Raw genomic sequence first — 20,786 nt, 5'->3', positions numbered from 1 at the left:
TAAAACGAAACCTCATCAACAGGTGATTTATATGACTGATTTTCAAATTAAAGGCATCAACCATATCGCCTTGGTATGTAAAGATATGACGAGAACCGTGGATTTTTACACCAATACTCTTGGTTTGAAATTAATCAAAACTATTGCCCTCCCAGAGGGTGGACAGCACTTCTTTTTTGATATTGGTAACGGTGATGCTTTAGCTTTTTTCTGGTTTCCTCAAGCACCAGCCGCCGCACCTGGGATTGCATCTGCACCTCTCGATACCTTTAAAACTGGTAATGCTGTGACTGCTCATGGTTCCATGAATCATTTAGCTTTTAATGTGCCATTAGAAAAAATTGCGGAATATAGAGACAAACTAGTTGCTAAAGGCGTTGAAGTAACTCCTGTTTTACATCATGCAGATGTACCTTCTGGTTTTGTACCTGAAATTGATGAAACAACATTTATTTCCTCAATTTATTTCTACGATCCTGATGGGATTTTGCTAGAGTTTGCAGCCAATACTCGCACTTTAGGCGATCCAGCAAGAGATTTACAATATCAGCCAGCTAAATAAATTAATCCTCAATAAGTCTTGAATCGTGGGGATGATCAACATAACCGAAAATTAAATACTAAATTGACTGCTACTTGTGAGATAATCTGTTCCGGTAACAGTCAATTTATCTTACACAATCGGTAATAAGCTGTCACACATTTAAGTTACATAATTAAATGCATTTTAGTTTAAATTATGGTTTTTCAATATACCGATGCACTCGTTACCATAGCAACAATTAATCTTGATAATTTAGTGAGTTTTTATACCAATCTTTTAGGACAAAAACCAACAGCATTACTCCCTAATATTTACGCAGAGTTTCAACTTTCAGGTTTGCGCTTAGGTATTTTTCAACCAAAAAACACACATCAGAACGAATTTGAAACTACAGCCAAAAGTAAGATAAGTTTGTGTTTAGAAGTAAGTAACTTAGAAATTGCGATCGCTCACCTTACCAATTTGGGCTATCCCCCACCCGGAGAGATTTCCGTCGCTTCCCACGGCAGAGAAATTTACGCCTACGATCCTGATGGTAATCGCTTGATATTACATGAGGGGATTGGGGATTAGGGACTGGGGACTGGGAGATGAGGGAGATGAGGGGGGTGAGGGAGATGAGGGAGATGAGGGAGATGAGGGAGATGAGGGAGATGAGGGAGGTGAGGGGGGTGAGGGAGATGAGGGAGATGAGGGAGATGAGGGAGATGAGGGAGATGAGGGGGGTGAGGGAGAGGAATTCCCATTACCCATTACCCATTACCCATTACCCATTACCCATTACCCATTACCCATTACCCATTACCCATTATCAATGCCCAATGCCCAATGCCCCATGCCCAAATAACAAATGACAAAGGACAAATAACCAATGGCTTTAACTCAAAACTATAAATTAAATGTGATCCAATGGTATCCAGGTCACATTGCTAAGGCAGAAAAGAATTTAAAAGAACAGCTAAAACGGGTAGATGTGGTGCTGGAGGTACGAGATGCACGTATTCCCTTGGCGACGCATCACCCGCAAATAGAAGAGTGGGTGGGAAGTAAAACGCGGCTATTAGTACTGAACCGCTTGGATATGATTTCTCCCCAAGTGCGATCGCTTTGGGCAGACTGGTTTAAACGCCAAGGTGAGGTAGCTTTTTTTACTAATGCTCAACAAGGTCAAGGTGTAACAGCCGTGTTAAAAGCGGCACAAGCTGCCGGGATAGAATTGAATAACAGAAGACGCGATCGCGGGATGTTACCTCGTCCTGTGCGGGCTGTAGTAATTGGATTTCCCAACGTTGGTAAATCAGCTTTAATTAATCGGCTTTTAGGAAAACGAGTAGTAGAAAGTGCAGCACGTCCGGGCGTAACTCGTCAACTGCGCTGGGTGCGGATTTCTGATCAATTAGAATTATTAGATGCTCCTGGTGTGATTCCTCTGAAATTAGAAGACCAAGAAGCCGCATTAAAATTAGCTATTTGTGATGATATTGGCGAAGCATCTTATGATAATCAATTAGTAGCAGCAGAATTAGTAAATGTACTTAATTATCTTCAAGATGTAGCTACTAATTTACTACCAGAAAAACCCTTACAAGCCCGCTATGAACTCGATTCTTCACCCCATACAGGCGAAGCTTATTTACACGCTTTAGGAGAACATCGCTATAAAGGTGATGTCGAAAGAGCCGCTAGGCATCTTTTAACAGATTATCGCAAAGGCTTCATGGGTGAAATTCCGTTGGAATTACCACCCAATTAGAGCAATTGTGGGTAATGGGTAATGGGTAATGGGTAATTGGTAATTGGTAATAATAATTTCCCCTTTTCCCCCTTCTCCTTTTCCCCTTCCCCTTTTGCCCTTAACCGACAAGTATTGGGATTCCTTTGACATACTCCCGGGCGTAGAAGCACGGGGCTTTAGACCCATTCTTTTGGTAAAAATACCAGTATCATGTAGCTTGTGTTCAGTGTAAGCCATAAAGCACAAACAGCTGTGCCACAGGTGCCGTACTCTCGCTGCTAAAGCACCCTTGAATTTTTCAAATCAAAAATATCAATAATATCAACATGGTAAAGGTAAAAGAGAAAAGGTTTTTAGCAAATTACCAATTACCAATTACCAATTACCAATTACCAATTCCTATTTCAAATATTTCTCCAACAACAATCCCAATTTTTCTTTTGTCGTTGTTGGTGCTTTATCTAAAGGAGTCAAAATTGCATATTTCAAAGCTGAATGTGCATCACTAATAGGTGGATTTTCGCTCAAACGGCGTACAGTTTCTTGAATTACTTTTTGAGCATTAACTGCATTGCGCTGTAAATTGCCTATTACCATTTCTACTGTGACGCTATCATGATCGGGATGCCAACAATCGTAATCTGTTACCAGTGCTAAAGTTGCATAAGCTATTTCTGCTTCCCGCGCTAATTTTGCTTCTGGTAAATTCGTCATACCAATTACTGTTGCACCCCAACTGCGGTAAAGATTGGATTCCGCTTTTGTAGAGAATGCTGGCCCTTCCATACAGACATAAGTGCCACCACGATGCAGAGTTACATCCGCTAAATTCAAAGATGCGATCGCATCTGCTAATACATTAGCTAAGTTATGACAAACCGGATCGCCAAAGGCAATATGTGCCACAATTCCTTCACCAAAAAATGTTGAAATCCGGTTCTTTGTTCTGTCAATAAATTGGTCGGGAATTACCATATCTAGTGGTTTGGCTTCTGCTTTTAATGAACCCACTGCACTAGCTGAAATTAAGTACTTTACACCTAATTTCTTCATAGCATAGATATTGGCACGAAATGGCAACTCTGATGGCAATAACGTATGATTGCGACCATGACGAGCCAAAAAAGCTACTTTAGTGCCATCTAATGTTCCCAAAATTAAAGCATCAGAAGGTGAGCCAAATGGTGTATCTACTTGCACTTCTTCTATATCTTTGAGTGCATCCATTTTGTAAAGACCACTGCCACCAATAATCCCAATCTGCGCTTCTGCCATGATAATTAACCTATCTTTTCCAAAGCTGCCAAGTTATTTTACCGAAAAGGTAACTCTCATAGCAGTTATACAATTTTGGATTTTAGATTTTGGATTTTGGATTTGGGATTTTGGATTGACTCGACGGTTGAATATGCTGGCGCTCTAGCATTAAGGAATAATTACTCAAAAATATAGTTAATTAAAAATTGGGAATTTTAACCAGGATTAAATCTAAAGTTAAAAAAATCATGTAAACTATGTAAATAAAGTTAACAAATATTTAAATAATACCAAAACCATGCTATTTGCAATTCTCTTTGACTTAGACGGTACTATTGTAAACACTGACCCTATACACTACATAGCTTGGCAACAAAAGCTGGCTGATCATGGCATAGAAATTGACGAGGCTTTTTACCAATCCAGAATTAGCGGACGACTCAACCCAGAAATTGTGAAAGACATTTTGCCACAATTATCAGACGCAGAAGGGCTAAAATTTGCTGATGAAAAAGAAGCACTTTTTCGGGAACTTGCACCTAATTTAAAGCCTCTAAATGGATTTGCTGAATTACTAGCATGGACAGATGCACATAAATTAAAGCGCGCTTTGGTAACAAATGCGCCTAGAGCAAATGCTGAATTTATGCTAGAAGTTTTAGGCATTAAAGAAGCTTTTGAAATTGTTGTTTTAGCAGAAGATTGCACAGCAGGTAAACCCGATCCTACACCTTACCAAGTTGCTCTGAGTCAATTGGGGATTAAGGCAGATCAAGCGATCGCACTAGAAGATTCACCCTCAGGAATTCGTTCTGCTGTCGCTGCTGGTATTCGCACCCTTGGTATTGCTTCTACCCACGACCCCAAAATCTTGCTAGAAGTTGGTGCTTTTATTGCAATACCAGATTTTACCAGCTTACAACTGTGGACATTGCTTAATTCCATGACCGAAGGAGATTTAAGCGAAATATCATCAAATTTTTAATCTCAAAAAACTGGGGAAGTGAAACAGTAATTTACTCTCCCTTCCCCCATTACCAATTACCCAATTCCTATTTTTTAATTTTGCGATCGCGAGATATCGACCTGGCTTTAACTATTAACCCCAACCCCATCAACGAAGCTAACAAAGTTGTAGGTTCTGGTACATCACTTGGATTCGGTGCGTCTGGTGTGGGTGCTTCTGATTGTGAAACTGCTATGTCTTGTAAAACGCTATTTCCACTCACAGTTGGTAGACTGATGTAACTAGAGCTAGTTGCTTTTCCACCACCCATAATTTGTGGTAATCCTAGCCCTGCAATTACAGAACCTAATAAAATTTCTCCTGTACCGCCACCTCCTCCACCTTTGCCGTCAGGTATGATGGGCGGTATGATAGCTTTTTTATCGTCCTTCCTCACAGCCCATTCTTCTACTCCACCTTCCGCATTAGTGAATTGAGAGAATAGGTAAACATATTTCTGGGCTTCTTGTTCTTTAGCTTTTGATGAAAATAAACTGTCTTTTATATATACGAAATAATCATAGCTAGTATTGTCGGAGTTGATATCTTGAAGCAGCACCGAATTTTGTTCAATATCAAAAATTTTGGTGGCATTACCATCAAAAGTAGGATAATTAGCTAAATCAGGATTATTTCCTAGAAAAATTTCTAACTTTTCCAATACAATTTTTGATAAATCTTGACTGTTATTGGTAATAACTGGCTCGTTAATTCTTAAAATAAACTCACGATAATCTGTACCACCGATATTAACTATTGGTACATCGCTTAATTTTAATGAGTGAGAAACTTTCTCTGTATTCAGAGACTTACCTAAAAGTGCATCTGTGTTGTAACCTTGCTGGCTTGAACTACCCGCAGAAGGTTCAATCCGCAAAAATATATCGACTTCGTCTTTATCTGTCACAGTGTCATTGCTAATCTTCTGGACGCAAGCATCCTTACCTTTGATACAGGTGGAAGGACTGGGATTAATAGCGCTGATCTGTGTAGCAGAAGCTTCCTCAGCCACGATACTGATGAGGAAAAGCATCTCAAAGATTGCAATCAAGCCAAATCTTCTGAGAATTGTCCAAGCCTTAGGCAAAAATATTTTTTTTGTGTTGTGTAAAGATAAATGGTCGTTTAAATACGTAGACATAGCAATTCTGGCATTTTAAATTTAGGTATAATTTTTACTAAAGTTAAAGAGTTTATTCAGTAATAATGACCAAACTAATCCAAAGATTAGCAGTATTGAAAGCCAAAATTATTAATTTTATACAATCTTTATATTAATTACTGAGAATGAGAAAATTTATTAAAGTATAATTTCAGACTTTTGATAAGTACTTATAGCTAGAAGAATTGTGAAGAGAGCGATCGCTTCCCTACAGAAATTTTGCAACCCAGAGAATAGGCGGTTCTACAGCATCTTCAAACGTCGGAACCTCTGAGTTGGAGAGACGCGATTAATCGCGTCTGTACAAGAGTAAAAATCCCATTTAGGCTTTCATGCAACGCTTGTGCAATGTTTTCATGGGGACTGTTTCCCCTGCTTGCCAAAGCGAATGATTATTTTTTATTTAGAAGTCCCGAATCGTGCTGCTCATCCTACTGATATAGATGTTTAAGGCTTGTAAATTAACAATAGTAGTAGGAATTACATTTAGATTTATCATCAATAAACATCATCAAAAGGAAAATTAAATTAATGCACAGGCGGCTTATATCAATTTTTAGCCATCGTACTTTTATTGTCTTTATCAGTATGATGTTGTTGTCTGAATCTATAGGTATGACAGCAAGGGCAATAAATTTAGAAATAGCGCAAAAACCTACCACTAACAGCCAAAATCTTAGCCCTGCTCAACAAAGAGCCTACGCGCAAGCAAAGCAGCTATTACAAACAGCAAACCAACTGTTACAACAGGGAACTCCAGCCTCTCGTCAGCAGGCTCTAGCTAAATATTTAGAAGCACTAAAAATTTGGCGAGAAATTGGCGATAGCTCTCAGGAAGCTACTACACTTTTAAGCATTGGGACTCTTTATTATTTCCAAGGCGACAACTCCAAAGCTTTGGAATATTTCAACCAAGGTTTATCTATTAGACGGCAACTCAAAGACCGACTGGGGGAAGCTGTCATGCTTCAGTCCATTGCTGGCGCATATTACAACTTAGAAGAAAAGCTCAAAGCATTAGAATATTACAACCAAGCTTTATCTATATTTCAAGCTGAAAAACAATCCTATTTTGCAGCTGGTGTATTAATTGGGATTGGCAGAATTTATTTTACTTCTGGTGAAACCCAAAAGGCATTAGATTTTTACAATCAAGCTTTAAATTTGCAACGTGCTAGTCAGGATTTAGATGGACAAGTTAACACTTTGGAAACAATTGGTCGAGCTTATAGCCAATTAGGTGAACCACAAAAAGCTTTAACAGCTTTAAATCAAGCCTTAGAAATTCAGCGAACTAGAAAGAATATTGCCGGGCAAGTTGATACTCTCACGAACATAGCGACTCTCTACAGTTCACTGGGAGATAATCAAAGAGCCAGGGAAACGTTAAACCAAATACTAGAACTGCAAAAACAGTTATCACAACCAGACCCTAACAGGCAAGCAATCACTTATATGGGTATAGGTGTCACCTATGTGGTTGCTAACGATTATCAAAAGGCACTGGAATATTATAATCAAGCGCGATCGCTCTTTCAAAAGTCTGGTAGTGCCAGTGCTGAAGCCGAAGTTCTTATCCAAATCAGCTTTGTCTACGATGAATTAGGACAACAGCAAAAAGCCTTGAGTGCTTTGAACCAAGCGCTAACTCTCCAACGCGCCCAAAAAAATCGCTCTCGGGAAGCCTTTACCCTCGGCAATATCGGTGATATTTACGCATCCTTTGGCAATTATCAGCAAGCTTTAGACTTTTACAACCAAGCGCTAGCTCTCCAGCGTCAAAGCAAAGAATTTTCAGGAGAAGCAGCTACACTAACATCACTCGCCCAACTATATGAGTTCTTGGGAGATTATCAGTTAAGTGTTGATACATATAACCAAGCGCTAGATAAATTCCGTAAAATTGGCGATCGCTCTCAGGAAGCTAAAATCCTCGATCATATTGGTAATGTTTACCGCTCGGCATCAAAGCCAGAAAAAGCTTTAGATTATTACAATCAAGCTTTGCAGTTGTGGCGCAAACAGGGGGCGCTATTTCAAGAATTTGCGACGCTGACAGGTTTGATTCGAGCTTATGAGTCACTGAAAGATTACCCCAAAGCTCTAGATACTGCCAACCAAGCACTAACCTTGGCAAAAAAACAGCAAAGTACTTTCAGCGAAGCTTCTGCCCTTGGTTTATTGGGTAGGGTGTACTTAGCAGCAGGAGATTATCAAAAATCTCTAGATTTCTCCCAGCAAGCGAACTCTAAATTTCGGGCATTAGGTTTACTTAGCGGTGAAGCTAACACTCTCCGTAATCTTGGCAAAGTCTACAATGCCTTAAAGCAGTACCAGCAAGCAATAGAAAATTACAATCAAGAACTGACGCTATTGCGACAATTAGGTGATCGCACTGCTGAAGCTGAGACTTTATATAATATGGCCGTGAGTGAGCGCGATCGCAATAACCTAGAAGCTGCTCGCAACCAAATCGAATCAACCATTAAAATCGTCGAAGATATCCGCACCAGAGTTACCAGCCAAGACTTGCGGACTTCTTACTTTGCTTCAGTGCAGAAATATTACGAGTTTTACGTTGACTTGTTAATGCGATCGCACAAACAACAACCATCCAAAGGTGACGATGCCTTAGCCTTACAAGCCAGCGAACGCGCCCGCGCCCGGAGTCTTTTAGATTTACTAGCAGAAGCTAATGCAGATATTCGCGAAGGTATAGATCCTAAACTATTAGAAAGTGAACGGAGCTTACAAAAACAGCTTGATGCTCAAGAAAAACTCTCGCTGAAATTATCTAGTAGTGGCAACAAAACCGAAATCCAAAAGCTAGAACAGCAAACACAAGCACTGCTAGAACAGTATCGACAACTGCAAGCCAAAATTAGAGCCACTAGTCCCCGCTATGCGGCTTTAACGCAACCGCAAACACTCTCACTCAAACAGATTCAGCAACAAATATTAGATGACAACACCCTACTCTTAGAGTACGCTCTAGGCGAAGAACGTAGTTATCTTTGGGCTGTCAGCAAAAACAGCATTACTAGCTACGAACTACCCAAACGCGCCGAAATTGCCGCCGCAGTCCAAGAATTTCGCAAGGTTTTAATTTCACCAATTCAAAGGACTAGCCCAGCCGCAGCCGCTACTCCCTTAACACAAATGATACTCGCACCCGTCGCCCAGCAATTAGGACAGCGTCGCTTAGTTATAGTCGCTGATGGGGCTTTGCAATATATTCCGTTTGCAGCTCTGAATACACCTAGCGCCAAAACTAACAGTTATGAACCATTAGCAGTCAACCATGAAATAATTACTTTACCTTCAGCCTCAACGCTGGGTGTACTTAGACAAGAAACTACTGGACGAAAACCTGCCCCCAAAGCATTAGCTGTAATTGCTGACCCCATTTTCTCCCTCAATGATGAGCGGGTTAAGGTTAAACCTCCCACTCAAGCAAACAGCAATCAGAACCTAGACTTACAACAGCTATCCAGATCTGCTAGAGAAGCAAGTATTGCCTTTGATCGGTTACCTTTTACCCGTCAAGAAGCTGATACTATTCTCTCTTTAGTCCCTGCAAAAGAACGCAAGCAAGCCTATGACTTTGCCGCTAACCGTTCAGTAGCTACCAATGCTCAGTTGAGTCAATACCGAATCATACATTTTGCTACTCATGGCATCCTCAACAGCCAAAACCCAGAATTATCAGGAGTTGTACTGTCGTTATTTGATGAAACTGGCAAACCTCAAAACGGCTTTTTGCGCCTACATGATATTTTCAACCTGAAACTACCAGCAGAATTAGTAGTACTGAGTGCTTGTGAAACTGGTTTGGGTGAAGAAGTCAAGGGAGAAGGATTAATAGGCTTGACAAGAGGATTTATGTACGCAGGTAGTCCGAGAGTTTTGGTAAGTCTGTGGGGTGTAGACGATCGCGGAACTTCGGAATTAATGAAAAAGTTTTATAGCAAAATGTTGCAACAGGGCTTAAAACCTGCTGCGGCATTACGGGCGGCACAAGTAGAAATGTGGCGCAATCCCGACTACAGCGCACCTTATTTCTGGGCACCTTTCACTCTCCAAGGCGAGTGGCGCTAACCTAACATCATTGTTTTGGGACTATCTAGAAAATTGCAAGGGTTTCAAAACTGATACCAATTCAAATAATGTTTGCGACAGATAAATTCTTTGTAGGGGCACGGCACCTGTAAGATATTTGATATGCCAAAAGATTGTGGATGCCGTGCCCCTACACATCTGTCTTCTTTCAAAACGGTATAAGTTTGCAATCAATACTTGTCATTAACCCAATATTTGCTCTCATATCCGCAACAACTTTTCTCACAAAGGATTGCACTTTAGTTTCGTTGATCATGCTTCATCTTCTAAAATTTTCAATTGTTAAATTTGAGTTACTTTTGTTAACCGCTTGCTCAACGGTGAAACTAATTTCTTGACCATAGGAAACTTCAAGGGTGTGACCATCAGGATCTCGGAAAAAAGCCCAGTAACCAACGGGAAAGCCCCAATCATGGGGGCCATCGATTAACAAACCTTCTAAGCGCGCTTCATTGCAAAGACGATCTACTTCCTCACGAGTTTGACAAGCTACCCCGAGATGAGATGAAGGTGCAAGTGTACTTTTTAATTCAGCCACTTGAATTAAGACAATCACAAATGGTCGAGTTAAATCACTAATCCAAGCAACGTCTACGTGCTTCGTTTTATCAGTACGACGATGCACTACTTGCATTGCCGCATACTTGGCATAAAACGCTATGCTTTGATCGATGTTGCTTACCCCAAGAGCAATGTGAGTAAAACCTAGATCCGACATCAGCTTTCACCTTTTGAGAAATCAACAATATCTTTCACATTAAGATATTGCCGATAAGCAAAAGCTGCGGATAGCGTAGCATCGCGTAATTCTGCTACAGGTACATCTATTAAGTAAGTTGGCGAAATTAAAGATAACTGGCTGAGGCTGTCATTGGTCATTGGTCATTGGTCATTGGTCATTTTTATCGACTTACATACTTGACAACAATCATCTCACTTTTAACTCAAGACTAATCACCGCTTTACTGAGTCAAGTTGATAGCAAAGTGAAAAGCTCTAATTTCTAAACGCTGCTGGAAGTAAAAACGATGAGCGGCGAAACGCTGAACGCCAGAGTCGAGATGTAATTGTTCGCAAGCATGAGATTTAGCATAGTCTAAGAGCCAATTTAATAGATGACTACCATAGCCTTGAGAGCGATCGCCTTCTTGAGTAACTAAATCATCAACATAGAGAAACTTACCCCAAGATAAGCTTTCAGATATTCTAAATCCTGCTACTGCTCTGACTGTCCCTTCATCTTCCAGATAAGCAAGACGATAGCCTTGCTGTTGTTGTCTTCTAATGCGAGTTACAAAATCACTAGCGATGAGATGGGGACGAAGTGCTTGCATGATAGCAAAACAGCGCTCAATTTCTGCATCAGACTGGGCTAGGGCAATATCAATCATTTAAGCTGGGGGAAGTTCACAATTGTGAGTTTCTGACAATGTTAAAGGTAATTGTAATCCTGATGCGATCGCAATTTCTGGCGGTTCCTCAATAAATAATTCGTAATTCGTAATTCTTAATACGCTATGGGGACGTGCAAAGCGAAAGTCTGCTGAGAATTGCTATTTGTTATTAATCCTCATCCAGACTTTAATAACTCACTTTTAGAGACAATTTAGAAAGTAGGGTGTGTTACGGCTATGAAAGTATTTGGAACACAGAAACAATGAAATTTAGCCGTAACGCACCGCCGAGTGGATGGTGCGTTAGGCGCTAGGGTAGTTATTTCGTGACAAATCATCTTGGAAATCAGCGCCTAACACACCCTACAGTAAATAAATATTTTCTTAATCTCTACATAATTGCTAGTTAATGTTTCTGAACAATATCGAAAAAGCACTACTAAAGTTAGGGTTCTTTAGCTATTGCTAACTAAAGTTTCCGATCAATCTTGAAACTGCACCAGTAAAGATAAAGGTTTTAAGCTGCTAACTTAAGCTTCTTGTTAAGTTAAAGGCAAAGAGTTAAGCAAACATCAATGACTAATGATCAATACCAAAAAATACTCCTGAAGAGTAAATCTACAATTTAAATGCGTAACAGCTTAACATTAGATTCGGCGCGTTTACTTTTCGGGATTCTCAAAATGTCAAAACAGCTAGGTCAAAAAATAGCACCAGTACCCATGTCAGCAGATATTGGGGTAGTTGATTTAATTGATAATTACTTCACTGCTTACAACTCGGCGCGGTTGCGGGAAATTTGCCAATTGCTGAGTCGTGATGTGCTAACTGATGGTGTAACAGTAGGTGTGAGCCTTTCTGGTGCAATGACACCAGCCGGCTTCGGTGTTTCTGTTCTTGCACCTTTGATTCGTAACGGCTTTATTGACTGGATGATTAGTACTGGTGCAAATCTTTATCATGATATGCACTATGGCTTAGGTTTTGAACTCTTCGCTGGTAATCCATTTTTGGATGATGTGAAGCTACGCCAGGAAGGAACTATCCGCATTTATGACATTATTTTCGGTTACGATGTCCTATTGGAAACCGATGCGTTTATCCGCAAGATTCTGCAAGCTGAACCTTTCCAAAAGCGCATGGGAACTGCTGAGTTTCATCATTTACTAGGAAAGTATGTTTGGGAAATCGAAAAGCAACTGGGCGTAAAAAATTCCTGCTTGCTAGCTACAGCCTATGAGTATGGCGTACCCATTTATACTTCTTCCCCTGGCGATAGTTCAATTGGGATGAACGTTGCAGCTTTAGCTTTGGAAGGTTCGCAGTTAATATTAGATCCCTCAATTGATGTGAACGAAACAGCTGCGATCGCCTACAATGCACGTGAAGCTGAAGGTAAAAGTGCGGCAGTAATTATTGGTGGTGGTAGTCCTAAGAATTTCTTGCTACAAACCCAACCGCAACTGCACGAAGTACTAGGCTTAGAAGAACGGGGACATGATTACTTTGTGCAGTTTACTGATGCACGTCCTGATACAGGCGGTTTATCTGGGGCGACACCTTCGGAAGCTGTAAGTTGGGGTAAGATTGACCCGGAAGAGTTACCCAGCACCATTGTTTGTTACACCGACAGCACGATCGCTTTACCATTGGTAACAGCATATGTTCTTAAACAATGTCAGCCTCGCCCAGTGAAGCGGCTGTATGACAAGCGTGATGCTATTGTGGAAACACTGCGACAAGATTATCTTGCAGCTAAATCACAACCATCAGATCAAATCCCTGCGGCTGTTGCAAAAGATGCATCTCAGCAAGCAGCAACTTATCCTTGCGGCAGATTGATTCCTAATACTCCTTAGAACTAGTGGGATGCGTTAATAACGCATCCTACATTAACAATGTAAGCCGATACATTGGCATTAGCACCCGATACATTAACAATGTAAGCCGATGCATTGCCATTAGCACCCAATACATTAACGATGTAAGCCGATGCATTAGCATTGTCATGCCCTACATTAACAATGTAAACCGATACATTGGCATTGTCATACCCTACATTAACGATGTAAACCGATGTGATCGCACTTGCACTTTATACTCATAAATTACCAATTGTGATTGTTACAACAAAAACCCTGTTTTTGTCTCGCGCCATAAGGTAGATGAAACCGCAGTGCGATCGCAGGTAAAACATAAAGACTGTTACTAAAGTTATTTTTACGAATTAATCAATGTAAAAATGACAAACCCCAATTACCAATGCCCAATGCCCCATGCCCCATACCTAATAACAAATAGGAGATATTATGAAAACAAGAAAACTTGGTCAACAAGGATTGGAAGTTTCCCAACTGGGATTAGGTTGTATGGGAATGTCGGAGTTTTATAGTGGACGAGATGAGCAAGAAGCGATCGCTACTATTCACCGCGCTTTAGAATTGGGTCTGAATTTCTTAGATACTGCAGATATGTATGGCCCGTTTACTAATGAAAAGTTAGTAGGCAGAGCGATTAAAGACCGTCGAGACAGTGTAATCTTAGCAACTAAGTTTGGTAACGTTCGCACGGAAGATGGTGGCTGGAAGGGTGTCTGTGGTACACCAGAATACGTGCATGAAGCTTGTAACGCTTCGCTGCAACGCTTGGGAGTTGATGTCATCGACCTTTATTATCAACATCGGGTAGATCCCAATGTTCCCATTGAAGATACTGTAGGCGCGATGGCGGAGTTAGTACAGCAAGGTAAAGTCCGCTATTTAGGGCTTTCGGAAGCTGCGCCTAGCACAATTCGCCGGGCAAATGCAGTGCATCCAATTAGCGCCTTGCAAACAGAATATTCTCTGTGGAGTCGCGATCCCGAAGATGAAATTTTACCCACAGTGCGGGAATTAGGAATCGGTTTTGTTCCCTACAGTCCATTAGGGCGTGGTTTTTTATCAGGTGCGATCGCAAGTCCAGATGATCTCGCTGCTGATGATTACCGCCGCAATTCTCCCCGCTTCCAAGGTGAGAATTTCCACAAAAACCTAGAATTAGTAGAGAAAGTTAAAACAATTGCCAATACTAAAGGCGTAACTCCTAGCCAGCTGGCTTTAGCTTGGCTATTAGCACAAGGAGAAGATATCGTTCCCATTCCTGGCACAAAACGCCGTACTTATCTAGAAGAAAATATTGCTGCTACCGAAATTAACTTAACTTCCGAAGATTTAAGCCAAATCGAAGCCGTTGCGCCCAAAGGAACAGCCGCAGGCGATCGCTATTCTGACATGAGTACAGTTAACCGCTAAGGGACTTCCAAATAAAAAAATATCCCATTATTTTTTGTGGGGTGGACATCTTGTCCGCCCAGTTTATGTGGCAGGCAAGATGCCCGCCCCACAAGATGGAATAATTTATTTCTTGGAAATCCCTAATAGCAATTGCCTACACTCGTATATGTAATGGGAAAAAGGGGAAAGGTGAAAGGGGAAGGGGAAAATACAAAACCTTTTCCCCTTAGCCTTTTCCCAAATTCTGCAAGAAGTCTATGTAATGGGAAAAAGGTGAAAGGTGAAAGGGGAAGGGAAAATACAAAAACCTTTCCCCCTTACCCCTTACCCTTTCCCCCTTACCTATTGTTAAACCTGACTTTCTACAGGCTGCTGAACAGGAGTGATTGCAGCCATCTTTCTACCGTAGCTAATAGCAATCAAAGCTGTAACATTCATAAACAGACTGTAAATCGCTGCTGGTATTGCCATATCAGGATTATTGAGTAACCCAGCAGTAATTGCGATCGCTAACGTGCCATTTTGGATGCCAACTTCAATGACAATGCAGATTTGCTGTGGCAGATTGAGGTTAAATAGCTTGCCAATATAAAATCCTGCCAACATTGAGATCACATTTAACAGCGCTACACCAACTCCCACTTGCACAATAAAGCTAGGTAGACGATTCCACTCCCGAATAATCAGCAGCAGAATAATTAACGCTAAGAAAGAAACTGCTAGACGATTAGTTACTTTTTCTAGACGACGAGCCACTTCTGGAAATAGCTGCCGCACTCCCATTCCCAACCCTATAGGTAGCAGCGTCATCAGAAAAATTTGTAGTATGGTAGCACCAATGGGTAAAGCGATCGCAGCTGTCTCTCCCATGAAGTGCTGGTATGCTAGGTTTCCTACTACTGGAATTGTAAATACTGTAATCACACTGCTAAAAGCTGTGAGAGTCACTGAAAGGGCAACATCACCCTTAGCCAAGAATGTGATGACATTTGAGGATACCCCACCTGGACATAATGCCACGATCATTAACCCCATTGCGATCGTAGGTTGCATGGGTACAACTTTAGTAATGATGAAAGCAATAATTGGTAAAAAAACTAACTGACTAATCAAGCCAATAGCGACAGCTTTAGGATACTTCTTTATACGTTGGAAATCTTCTGGAATCAGAGATAAACCCATTCCTAGCATAATGATAGCCAGGGCAATAGGTAAAACAACGGCCGTCAAAAAGCTGGCTTCCATAATCAATTTTGTATTTATTTGACAAAATTGATGATATCAGAATGTTTACCTAGCAATTACACACTAATAATAGGTTATTTGAATACTGATGAAAGTAAGCTAGGTCTAGCTTGTTTTTAATTAGACTCTATACTCTTACCATTCAGCATCTTTAGCACTTCCTGAATAATTTCGGACTGCTGTTGAGCATCTTCTGATTGTTGTTCTAATCTTTTTGCTGCTAAAGATAAATTGCGATCGCATTGCTGGGCATTGCCCCATATAATGCATCATCAGGGCGCTGCACAATAGCTACACCATCCCGCATTTTTACCGCCATTAATCCTGCTGTTCCATCATCAAGTAAACCCGTTAGTACATAAAAGCTATATACGGCGCGTGTTGTACAAAAATCTTCGCCCTCATCCCCTAACCCCTTCTCCCCGAGGAGAAGGGGAACTAAATCTCTTGCTCCCTTCTCCCTGTGGGAGAGGGGCTGGGGGTGAGGGCGAAACCTTTGCACAAAGCGGGTTTCACGTTAAGTTGACACCAATGGGCAATGCCTTGCCCTTAGAATTCTCTGTACCTCACCAACTTGCAATCTGCTGTAAAAATTTGAAACCTGATTGCAAAAGATAAATTTACACAAGCCATAGCTAGCATAATTCTCAATCCGTCTTCTCCCAAAGGGAGAGGCTACGCCAAGGAAAGTTTGCTCAAGTCGGGGAACCCGCCCACGCAACGCCAGTTGCTTCAAGCCGGGGAACCCGTCCAACGCACTGGCTCAACTTTCCGCAAAATCCAAAATCTAAAATCCAAAATTAAATTATCCCTTCACACACAAAACTTGTTTGAGTGTCGCTACAACTTCCACCAAATCAGCTTGATTTGCCATTACTTGCTCAATTGGTTTGTAAGCACCAGGAATTTCATCTAATACGCCTTCATCTTTACGGCATTCTATACCCTTAGTTTGCTCAATTAAATCATCAAGAGTATAGGCATTCTTTGCCTTATTTCTCGACATTAAACGTCCGGCACCGTGAGAGCAAGAACAGAAGCTATGAGTATTACCTTTACCTTTAACAATGAAAGATTTAGCTCCCATTGAACCAGGAATTATGCCATAATCTTCAGTTTGCGCGCGGACTGCACCTTTACGAGTGACATAAACATCTTCGCCAAAATGTACTTCTTTTTCGGCGTAATTATGATGGCAATTTACTACTAATAAAGGTTTAGTTACTTTACCACCAGCAAGATGTTTTTCAATAATCCGTTTAAATCGCGCCATCATTACATCACGATTGAAACGCGCATATTCCTGCGCCCATTGTAAATCGTTCCAGTAAGCTTCAAATTCTGGAGTGCCAGCTACAAAATGCGCTAAATCTGGATCGGGTAAATTATTATTTGCCAGCTTCGCTAATTCTTTCGCTGTATTAATATGGCACTGCGCCAAATTATTGCCAATATTGCGCGAACCAGAATGTAGCATCAACCAAACGTAATTCTCTGTATCGAGGCAAACCTCAATAAAATGGTTCAATTTGTTACTGATTGCTTGCTTTGCTTATTTAGTCTCCACAGTCTTAGTTCAATACTATTTCGACTTCTGCCTAGCACTTTCATTGAAGACTCAATTGGATGATTAGTAATGTACTTATCTTCTTCAGGTGTCCAAAATTTTCTATTTGTGACACACCTCATATTAGCAGGACGGCTCCAATTTAACACTTCATTAGCCTTGATGAGTTTTCTAGATAAAGCTAGACAACCATCATAGTACAAATGCTTTGCTAGTTTTTGAGCATCTTCTTTGTACACTACTATGTTGTAAATGCTATCTCTCGTATTTCTGTTAGAAGTCTTTACTTTGCCTGTAATTTGGCTAATTAATTCTATATACTCAACAACAATATGTGAGCTAGAAGTAACGAAAGATAGAAAAGGAAAGCCTTTGCAAGTTAGCCCTAGCGATCCATCTCCGTCTATTAGACCTCTAAAGTAATCTACTTTTGAGAAACTACAACTAGGAGTTTTGATTAACTCCGATTTACATCCATTTGGTAAACCCCATAATTCAAGATAATCTCGAAATCGTTTATCATAAACTCTCCAAATAACTGATGTATGATTATTACTAAAATTAGTTTTTCGTACACGCTCAGTAATTGAAGAATTGAACGGTAAGAGGCTCTTGAATGCCCACAGTATATGTTCATCTTTCTTGTTGACCTCTATACTTAGACGACCTCGATCGCGAGTGTTATTGTACAGATGTCCATCAGTTTGGATGAAGGCAAATAAGTAAGCGTAATAGGGATTGTCAAGATTGATATCAGTGGGTTTCATTAAACCACAATATCATAGATGAAAGTTGCAATCGATCAAGGCATTTCTGCTTGATTCTATACCTTCCTATTCGGTATAGTTCGGAGCACACCTTCATCCTAAATTATTTAGGATGCTCAAGTCCCTCTGCTCTCTACGGGGCGTTTTACCGCTTCCCTCGGTATTAGCAATCTCAGCCTTCACCGATTTGGACGAGTTTTGATTACTGCATTACTACAGTAAGGGGCAATGTTTTACCCCCTCCCAGAGAACCCATTTGTTTCATTGCTTTACTTTCCAGATTTTGCACACCACGATGCAAATCTTTAAAATCACTCCAGCGTTGCCAATTAGTTACAGATTTTTCAACTTCTTTATTTTCGTTGAATCCAGTAGGAATTGCCGCTTCAAGCTCTAGGCGAATTTTCTTGAGTTTACCTTCAAGTTTTTCAGCAGTAAATGGCATTTTCATCGCCGCCATCCCGCAACCAATATCTACACCAACAGCAGCAGGTATAATTGCTTCTTTTGTAGCAAGTACAGAACCTACTAAAGCACCTTTACCTAAATGCACATCTGGCATCAAAGCTACGTGTTTAAATACAAATGGCAGCGATGCTACATTCTTAGCCATTTTGGTTTCTTCATTACCCAAAGCGTGATTCGCCCAAGATAATACTGGTGTTGGTGCAGAAATCTCTAATTTTTCGTAGGGCATAATTTGATTAATTTCTAGTTTTTGAGTGTAATTTGAAATTTAAGGTAAAACTACGTATTTTTGTCAGCATTCATCGTGTAAATTTACATATAATATGGTTTTTGCTTAACTTCCACACAATGAGGAAGCTTAACCAGTTGTGGGAAGCTTGAATCAGCTACACTACAAATGTAGTATTTGTATTCTGAAAATGTCAACTCCAGCATCAAAGCTGTCCTGAATCAGGAATTACGATCTGCGTTAGTATTCGCGTAGTACCTTGTAGATCAGCCGAAGGCATCGCTTCCCAATAACGGCAGATTTCTGAGAAATATATTAAAATTTGTAAATAATAGCACTGTGGTTTCCATCACCTATCTACGATTTGGCGCAATTCTATGGCGGTTCCTCAACATAAAATCTGGGAACGTTTGATATCCCCTGTAGTCAGCTTTTTAATTGATGAAGAGGGATTAGAGCGGTATGCTTTGAGTATTGACTGGAAAAAACAGAGCGATCGCTTCCATAGAGATGATGTAATCTTACCCTCTTACTACAGTAGCTATAAATTTCGCAGCATTGAGGGTGGCTATCTCAACCCCAAGGTAGTAGTTTCCTACGATCCAATTCTCCAATATTTGCTGCCACCAAATGAAACCCTTGTGCGCCAAGCTGTAATTGATACAATTCAAGTCCAGCCACGACGCATACTAGATTTGGGTTGTGGTACAGGTTCAACCACCTTGATGTTAAAACAGGCTTTCCCCCAAGCCCAAGTCATCGGCTTAGATTTATCTGCTTATATGTTGGTAATGGCAGAACATAAAGCCACAAGTGCTGGTTTAGACATACTGTGGCGACATGGTAATGCTGAAAAAACCGCCTTTCCTGATGCTTCTTTTGACTTAGTAACAGCTTCTTTATTATTTCGCGAAATCCCCACAACCGTATCCCAAAACATTTTGCGCGAATGTTTCCGATTGCTGGTAGTTGGGGGACAAGTATTAATTTTAGATAGTAATCAAAAGGCCCTGCGTCAGCTAGAATGGCTCAAAGAAGTGTTTGAGGAGCCTTATCTGCGGGACTATGCTGCTTTCAATCTCCATGAGAGCATGAATCAAGCAGGATTTTTGGCTTTATCAAGCAAAGATGTTTGGTGGATGCATCAAGTAACTAGTGGCGTAAAACCCATATCCAAAGTTGATGTAACTAAATACAATACAGTTAAACAGTCCGTATCAAAATCAACAGATGGCAAAATCGATAATAATGATTTAGAGGATCTTGGCTCCCCAGTTTTTGGCATAAAGGCATGAGTTTAAAGGCGATTTTATTTGATTTTAATGGTGTCATCATTAAAGATGAGCAAATCCACCTGCGCTTGATCGATGAGATTCTGATTCAAGAAAATCTCCAACCGCAACGGGACAGCGAACGTCAAGCTTCTTTAGGACGCAGTGACCGCGCCTGTTTTCAAGAACTATTGTACAATCGCGGTCGTGTCCTCAGCGAAGAATATTTAACTCAGTTACTCCAGCAAAAGGCGCAGATGTATGTCCAAGAACTAGATCAGCTGGAAAAACTGCCTTTATACTCAGGTGTAGACGACTTGATATTTCAAGCGCGCTCCCATAATCTCAAACTAGGGCTAGTTAGTGGTGCAATTCGCCAAGAAATAGATATAGTACTGCAACGCGCACAATTAACTGAATATTTTCCCGTCATAGTTGCGGGAGACGATATCACTACCAGTAAACCAGAACCGGATGGTTATTTGTTGGCAGTAACACGTCTCAACCAAAAATACCCCGACTTGAATCTACAAACAACAGAATGTTTAGTAATAGAAGATACCCCAGCTGGTATCCAAGCCGCAAAAAGAGCGCAAATGCAGGTAGTTGGCGTAGCTAATACTTACCCCTTCCATATGCTTCAGCGCTGTTGTAACTGGACTGTGGATTATTTGACAGATTTGGAACTAGAACGAGTGCAGGAAGTGTTTTCCCAGAAAGAGTTACAACCAACCGCAGATAAATGGTAAG

At 40.7% G+C, this 20,786-nt stretch carries 17 protein-coding genes and 3 pseudogenes; 10 read left to right on the top strand and 10 right to left on the bottom strand.

Features of this window, described 5'->3' with window-relative positions; genetic code table 11:
• The first annotated feature begins 31 nt into the window (after window positions 1–31).
• From HG267_RS13830 to ylqF, 4 genes are all read left to right on the top strand, one after another.
• Entirely contained in the window at window positions 32–562 is a 531-nt protein-coding gene (locus HG267_RS13830; RefSeq protein ID WP_071989450.1) for a VOC family protein, read from the top strand.
• A gap of 177 nt (window positions 563–739) precedes the next feature.
• Window positions 740–1,117: a VOC family protein gene (locus HG267_RS13825; protein ID WP_045872504.1), complete on the top strand. Its 378-nt coding sequence runs from the start codon at window positions 740–742 to the stop codon at window positions 1,115–1,117.
• A complete protein-coding gene (locus HG267_RS13820) occupies window positions 1,107–1,391 on the top strand; it encodes a hypothetical protein (RefSeq protein WP_155539472.1) in 285 nt (94 codons plus the stop codon). Before HG267_RS13825 ends, HG267_RS13820 begins: the two co-directional genes overlap by 11 nt.
• 24 nt (window positions 1,392–1,415) lie before the next feature.
• A complete protein-coding gene (ylqF, locus tag HG267_RS13815) occupies window positions 1,416–2,297 on the top strand; it encodes a ribosome biogenesis GTPase YlqF (protein ID WP_045872503.1) in 882 nt (293 codons plus the stop codon).
• Between the two features lie 381 nt (window positions 2,298–2,678).
• Here the strand turns inward: ylqF and HG267_RS13810 are convergent, their stop codons facing one another.
• Complete coding sequence (locus HG267_RS13810; protein ID WP_045872501.1) at window positions 2,679–3,554, bottom strand: S-methyl-5'-thioadenosine phosphorylase; 876 nt, start codon at window positions 3,552–3,554, stop codon at window positions 2,679–2,681.
• 280 nt (window positions 3,555–3,834) lie between these two features.
• Between HG267_RS13810 and HG267_RS13805 the strand changes: the two genes are divergently transcribed.
• Entirely contained in the window at window positions 3,835–4,521 is a 687-nt protein-coding gene (locus HG267_RS13805) for an HAD family hydrolase (protein ID WP_045872500.1), read from the top strand.
• A 67-nt stretch (window positions 4,522–4,588) separates the two neighbouring features.
• Here the strand turns inward: HG267_RS13805 and HG267_RS13800 are convergent, their stop codons facing one another.
• On the bottom strand, window positions 4,589–5,683 hold the full coding sequence (locus tag HG267_RS13800) for a hypothetical protein (RefSeq protein ID WP_155539470.1): 1,095 nt from the start codon (window positions 5,681–5,683) through the stop codon (window positions 4,589–4,591).
• A gap of 552 nt (window positions 5,684–6,235) precedes the next feature.
• Here HG267_RS13800 and HG267_RS13795 point away from each other — a divergent pair.
• The gene (locus HG267_RS13795) at window positions 6,236–9,802 is read left to right on the top strand and encodes a CHAT domain-containing tetratricopeptide repeat protein (RefSeq protein WP_045872498.1); all 3,567 of its coding nucleotides are present in this window, start codon (window positions 6,236–6,238) and stop codon (window positions 9,800–9,802) included.
• A gap of 280 nt (window positions 9,803–10,082) precedes the next feature.
• On the opposite strand, the gene HG267_RS13790 is transcribed toward HG267_RS13795, so the two are convergent.
• From HG267_RS13790 to HG267_RS13780, 3 genes are all read right to left on the bottom strand, one after another.
• Window positions 10,083–10,541: a VOC family protein gene (locus HG267_RS13790; protein ID WP_045872497.1), complete on the bottom strand. Its 459-nt coding sequence runs from the start codon at window positions 10,539–10,541 to the stop codon at window positions 10,083–10,085.
• Entirely contained in the window at window positions 10,541–10,702 is a 162-nt protein-coding gene (locus HG267_RS13785; protein WP_155539468.1) for a hypothetical protein, read from the bottom strand. The genes HG267_RS13790 and HG267_RS13785 overlap by 1 nt, the downstream gene beginning before the upstream one ends.
• Window positions 10,703–10,785: 83 nt before the next feature.
• Window positions 10,786–11,214: a GNAT family N-acetyltransferase gene (locus tag HG267_RS13780; RefSeq protein WP_045872496.1), complete on the bottom strand. Its 429-nt coding sequence runs from the start codon at window positions 11,212–11,214 to the stop codon at window positions 10,786–10,788.
• Window positions 11,215–11,900: 686 nt separating this feature from the next.
• On the opposite strand from HG267_RS13780, the gene HG267_RS13775 reads away from it, so the two are divergent.
• Together HG267_RS13775 and HG267_RS13770 are read left to right on the top strand one after the other, a co-directional pair.
• On the top strand, window positions 11,901–13,076 hold the full coding sequence (locus HG267_RS13775) for a homospermidine biosynthesis protein (RefSeq protein WP_045872715.1): 1,176 nt from the start codon (window positions 11,901–11,903) through the stop codon (window positions 13,074–13,076).
• Window positions 13,077–13,526: 450 nt separating this feature from the next.
• Window positions 13,527–14,507 carry an aldo/keto reductase gene (locus HG267_RS13770; protein ID WP_045872495.1) on the top strand — a complete coding sequence of 327 codons (981 nt, stop codon included), beginning with the start codon at window positions 13,527–13,529 and terminating at the stop codon, window positions 14,505–14,507.
• Between the two features lie 330 nt (window positions 14,508–14,837).
• Here HG267_RS13770 and HG267_RS13765 read toward each other — a convergent pair whose 3' ends face one another.
• The 5 genes and pseudogenes from HG267_RS13765 to HG267_RS13745 all read right to left on the bottom strand — a co-directional run.
• A complete protein-coding gene (locus HG267_RS13765; protein WP_045872494.1) occupies window positions 14,838–15,734 on the bottom strand; it encodes a bile acid:sodium symporter family protein in 897 nt (298 codons plus the stop codon).
• A gap of 235 nt (window positions 15,735–15,969) precedes the next feature.
• A pseudogene (locus HG267_RS13760) lies at window positions 15,970–16,092 on the bottom strand (chemotaxis protein CheB); the annotation flags it as partial.
• Between the two features lie 447 nt (window positions 16,093–16,539).
• Window positions 16,540–17,259: pseudogene (locus tag HG267_RS13755) on the bottom strand (RtcB family protein); the annotation flags it as partial.
• On the bottom strand, window positions 17,259–18,068 hold the full coding sequence (locus tag HG267_RS13750; protein WP_045872492.1) for an LAGLIDADG family homing endonuclease: 810 nt from the start codon (window positions 18,066–18,068) through the stop codon (window positions 17,259–17,261). The gene HG267_RS13750 and the pseudogene HG267_RS13755, both read right to left, overlap by 1 nt.
• 235 nt (window positions 18,069–18,303) lie before the next feature.
• Window positions 18,304–18,765, bottom strand: a pseudogene (locus HG267_RS13745) (RtcB family protein); the annotation flags it as partial.
• 377 nt (window positions 18,766–19,142) lie between these two features.
• Here HG267_RS13745 and HG267_RS13740 point away from each other — a divergent pair.
• Together HG267_RS13740 and HG267_RS13735 are read left to right on the top strand one after the other, a co-directional pair.
• Window positions 19,143–20,060, top strand: a complete 918-nt coding sequence (locus HG267_RS13740) for a class I SAM-dependent methyltransferase (RefSeq protein ID WP_045872491.1) — start codon at window positions 19,143–19,145, stop codon at window positions 20,058–20,060.
• On the top strand, window positions 20,057–20,785 hold the full coding sequence (locus HG267_RS13735) for an HAD family hydrolase (RefSeq protein ID WP_045872490.1): 729 nt from the start codon (window positions 20,057–20,059) through the stop codon (window positions 20,783–20,785). The genes HG267_RS13740 and HG267_RS13735 overlap by 4 nt, the downstream gene beginning before the upstream one ends.
• Window position 20,786 lies beyond the last annotated feature (1 nt).

Source organism: Tolypothrix sp. PCC 7601 (genome assembly GCF_025677855.1).
GTDB lineage: Bacteria > Cyanobacteriota > Cyanobacteriia > Cyanobacteriales > Nostocaceae > Aulosira > Aulosira diplosiphon.
Note: the sequence above shows the minus strand (reverse complement) of the source record. Positions and strands in the feature narration are given on the sequence as shown.

Coding starts and splice junctions, on each gene's coding strand:
- HG267_RS13830 (WP_071989450.1), top strand. CDS start 32: ATGACTGATTTTCAAATTAAAGGCATCAACCATATCGCCTTGGTATGT.
- HG267_RS13795 (WP_045872498.1), top strand. CDS start 6,236: ATGCACAGGCGGCTTATATCAATTTTTAGCCATCGTACTTTTATTGTC.
- HG267_RS13735 (WP_045872490.1), top strand. CDS start 20,057: ATGAGTTTAAAGGCGATTTTATTTGATTTTAATGGTGTCATCATTAAA.
- HG267_RS13790 (WP_045872497.1), bottom strand. CDS start 10,541: ATGTCGGATCTAGGTTTTACTCACATTGCTCTTGGGGTAAGCAACATC.
- HG267_RS13740 (WP_045872491.1), top strand. CDS start 19,143: ATGGCGGTTCCTCAACATAAAATCTGGGAACGTTTGATATCCCCTGTA.
- HG267_RS13825 (WP_045872504.1), top strand. CDS start 740: ATGGTTTTTCAATATACCGATGCACTCGTTACCATAGCAACAATTAAT.
- HG267_RS13805 (WP_045872500.1), top strand. CDS start 3,835: ATGCTATTTGCAATTCTCTTTGACTTAGACGGTACTATTGTAAACACT.
- HG267_RS13775 (WP_045872715.1), top strand. CDS start 11,901: ATGTCAAAACAGCTAGGTCAAAAAATAGCACCAGTACCCATGTCAGCA.
- HG267_RS13750 (WP_045872492.1), bottom strand. CDS start 18,068: ATGAAACCCACTGATATCAATCTTGACAATCCCTATTACGCTTACTTA.
- HG267_RS13800 (WP_155539470.1), bottom strand. CDS start 5,683: ATGTCTACGTATTTAAACGACCATTTATCTTTACACAACACAAAAAAA.
- ylqF (WP_045872503.1), top strand. CDS start 1,416: ATGGCTTTAACTCAAAACTATAAATTAAATGTGATCCAATGGTATCCA.
- HG267_RS13810 (WP_045872501.1), bottom strand. CDS start 3,554: ATGGCAGAAGCGCAGATTGGGATTATTGGTGGCAGTGGTCTTTACAAA.
- HG267_RS13785 (WP_155539468.1), bottom strand. CDS start 10,702: ATGACCAATGACAGCCTCAGCCAGTTATCTTTAATTTCGCCAACTTAC.
- HG267_RS13780 (WP_045872496.1), bottom strand. CDS start 11,214: ATGATTGATATTGCCCTAGCCCAGTCTGATGCAGAAATTGAGCGCTGT.
- HG267_RS13770 (WP_045872495.1), top strand. CDS start 13,527: ATGAAAACAAGAAAACTTGGTCAACAAGGATTGGAAGTTTCCCAACTG.
- HG267_RS13765 (WP_045872494.1), bottom strand. CDS start 15,734: ATGGAAGCCAGCTTTTTGACGGCCGTTGTTTTACCTATTGCCCTGGCT.